Annotated in this window: 3 protein-coding genes; 2 read left to right on the forward strand and 1 reads right to left on the reverse strand. The window is 35.5% G+C overall.

Annotation, left to right across the window (positions count from 1 at the left end; translation table 11 throughout):
- Positions 1-75: 75 nt before the first annotated feature.
- A complete protein-coding gene (locus tag ACX1N5_RS15620; RefSeq protein ID WP_131382220.1) occupies positions 76-528 on the reverse strand; it encodes an Lrp/AsnC family transcriptional regulator in 453 nt (150 codons plus the stop codon).
- A 109-nt stretch (positions 529-637) separates the two neighbouring features.
- Between ACX1N5_RS15620 and ACX1N5_RS15625 the strand changes: the two genes are divergently transcribed.
- Complete coding sequence (locus ACX1N5_RS15625) at positions 638-1,273, forward strand: LysE family translocator (protein ID WP_131382219.1); 636 nt, start codon at positions 638-640, stop codon at positions 1,271-1,273.
- Between the two features lie 37 nt (positions 1,274-1,310).
- A complete protein-coding gene (gene panB, locus ACX1N5_RS15630; RefSeq protein ID WP_116730571.1) occupies positions 1,311-2,102 on the forward strand; it encodes a 3-methyl-2-oxobutanoate hydroxymethyltransferase in 792 nt (263 codons plus the stop codon).
- Positions 2,103-2,431 lie beyond the last annotated feature (329 nt).

The following is a 2,431-nucleotide window of genomic DNA, read 5'->3' on the forward strand; positions in this document are numbered from 1 at the left end:
AATACATTTCGTATAACACCCATTATGTTAAATGGAACGTGTTAACCAATTTTTCTATGAGTTATAAGACATATTTTATAAGGGAAATAAGCGGTTAGAAATCACATTTTTCATGACTATGGTGGATGTAAGTCGTTGAACTCCCGGAAGAGCAGAAAGCTTTTCATCATATAGTTTTTGAAAATTAGCTAAATCACTTACAACTACATGTAATAAATAATCGGGATCTCCAAATAAACGCTGCGCTTGAATGATGTGAGGGATATCAAGAATAGCCTCCTCAAAATGGGCAATCGTATTTTTATCTCCATCCTTCATCGTCACAAATACAATAGTTGAAAAATTCAACCCAATATGACTTGCATCAAGTTGAGCACAATACCCTTTGATTATCCCTGATTCTTCTAAAGTCCGTAGCCTTCGATGACAAGGTGAGAGACTTAAACCTATTTTTTCCGCTAACTCTGTAATTGATAAACGCCCATTAGATTGTAATTCAGCAAGAATCTTCCTATCTATCTTATCCATTTAGAAAAATCTTCCTTTTAAATTGAGTTATGAGCAACTATTTGAAAGCACATTCTAAATCTTAAGGCTTATCCTTTCTAGCTTGTGGAATGAAATGATTTTTTAATTTATGACATTTAATACATTTATCGCTTTTTGGAGTATATCCATTCTTTTTGTTATCACTCCTGGGGCTGATTGGGCATATGCAATTTCAGCTGGAATTAAAGAAAAAACTCTACCTGCTATCTCAGGTTTGTTACTTGGTCATTTTATAGCGACGCTTGTTGTTGCTGCTGGTGTCGGGACACTTGTTGCGAGCCAACCTTTAGCGCTTATGGCACTTACTGTTATTGGATCTCTTTATTTATTATGGATTGGGATTAGTTTATCCCGTCATCCAGCAACTGTATCTAATGAAAAAAACCTCAACCTAGACACTAATAAACCATGGTGGAACTGGGTTATTAAGGGTTTCGGGGTAAGTGGGCTAAATCCAAAAGTCTTTTTGTTATTCCTCGCATTATTACCCCAATTTATTCATACATCTGCATCATGGTCTGTTACTACACAAATTATTTCTTTGGGGTTAGTCCATATTTTTAGTTGTGCTGTGGTCTACTTTTTAGTGGGTTTTTGTGCTCAAACTTTATTAAAAACACGCCCACATGTTGCACAGATTGTTAGCCGAATTTCAGGAGGCTTAATGGTTTTAATCGCCATTATTTTAATCATTGATCAGGTTAAACATTACAGTTTTGGATAAGCGCCAATAATTTAATAGATGAAATCGTGAGGAAATCATGCAGCAAGTTACATTACAGACATTAAAAAAGATGAAAAAGGATGGAGAAAAAATCGCAGTTTTAACTTGCTACGATTCAACTTTTTCCAAGATTTCAAATCAAGTAGGCATTGATGCTTTGCTTGTTGGGGATACTCTAGGAATGGTTTTACAAGGTAACGATAGCACTTTACCTGTAACGATTGAGCATATGGTCTATCACACAGAATGTGTGAAGAAAGGGAATAGTCAGGCATTCATCATTTCTGATTTACCTTTTATGACTTACTCTTCACCTGAACAAGCATTAAAAAATGCGAGCGTCTTAATGCAAGCCGGTGCTCATATGGTCAAGTTGGAAGGTGATATATGGCTATGTGAAGCAATTACACGTTTAACAGAAAATGGGGTTCCTGTGTGTGCACATATTGGTTTAACACCCCAAGCAGTCAATGTTATAGGGGGATTTAAAGTACAAGGTAGAACAGAAGAACAAGCCAAGCAACTATTAGAATCGGCTAAGAAATTAGAAGAGTCTGGCGCAGCGATGTTATTATTAGAGTGTGTACCATCCAATTTGGCTGAAAAAATTACCAAGGCTGTAGATATTCCTGTTATTGGCATTGGTGCTGGTGCTGAAACAGATGCTCAAGTTTTAGTACTACATGATATGTTGGGGTTCAATGAAAAACCTGCCAAGTTTGTTCGTAATTTTATGGAAGGACAATCGAGTGTACAAGAGGCTATAAAAGCATATGTAATTGCTGTTAAAGATGGTTCTTTCCCGAGTGCGAAACATCAATATACTTAGTGATTTGTACGTGTTTAATTTAGTTTTCCTAAAATTAACATAATACGAAATCGCTTGTTTTATTATTTTAATTCAATATCTTACTTAAGGCCGTTGCAGATCTCAGCACACTGCAACGGCTTTTACTTGATTCTTCACGTTCCACGCCTAATATTTGAGCATTGTTCCACATTTTTGGTTAGACTCTCTTATCAATCTTACCTAAAGTATTAGTCTATGCAAGAATGGAGAGGTAACTGACGAATTTGGATTGCCACTACTCTCTATCAAAGTTCATACATCAACTTATTTTCTAAAAAAATTAATTATTTTAATGTACTCAATCTATA

It is taken from the genome of Acinetobacter sp. ANC 4636 (assembly GCF_054454555.1).